The organism is Bradyrhizobium sp. SHOUNA76, from assembly GCF_023006445.1.
GTDB lineage: Bacteria > Pseudomonadota > Alphaproteobacteria > Rhizobiales > Xanthobacteraceae > Bradyrhizobium.
Map to the genome: position 1 here is coordinate 1 of NZ_JALBHA010001103.1, position 568 is coordinate 568.

Below are 568 nucleotides of genomic sequence, written 5' to 3' on the forward strand. Positions count from 1 at the left end.
CGTTCGCGCCCCCGCCGGTGCCGCCGGCCGCCACATCGCGGCTGGCCGCCGTGCTGCTGGCGTCCGCCCCGACAGAGAGTGCGCTGATCGTCGTCTTCGGCGTGCTGTTTTTCGGCTGGCGCTGGCCACGCTACGCCACGCTGCTGTTCCTGCCGGGAATCGTCGTGTTCGTGGTCGGGCTGATCGGAGGCCCGCCACTGCCGCGCATCCTCTTTCTGGTGCTCGGCATCCCCACGGTCGGAATTTGCCTGGTCCTGATGGCCTGCATCACGGCAACGGCAGTGGTGCGGCGGCAGGACGCCGCGAGCTTCACGATCGGCTGCGCGGTGACGATCGTGCTGGTCTGCTGGATCCAGGACATGCTTAACGTCCTCGAGATCGTGAGCAACGATCGCATCTTCGTCTCGCGCCTGTCCTATTCGGCGATGCTGGTCGCGATCGGCGCCGGGCTGACCTGGCGCTTTGCCCGCGCGTTGAACCAGGTCGACAGCTTTGCCGGCCAGCTCGTGACGCGCGTGCGCGAAGCCGAGGAGCGACTGAAGGCGAGCTTTGCCCGCGAGGAGGAGCG

General features: G+C 68.0%; 1 pseudogene. It reads left to right on the top strand.

Annotated features, from left to right (window positions below):
* A pseudogene (locus MOV74_RS39980) lies at nt 1-568 on the top strand (histidine kinase); the annotation flags it as partial.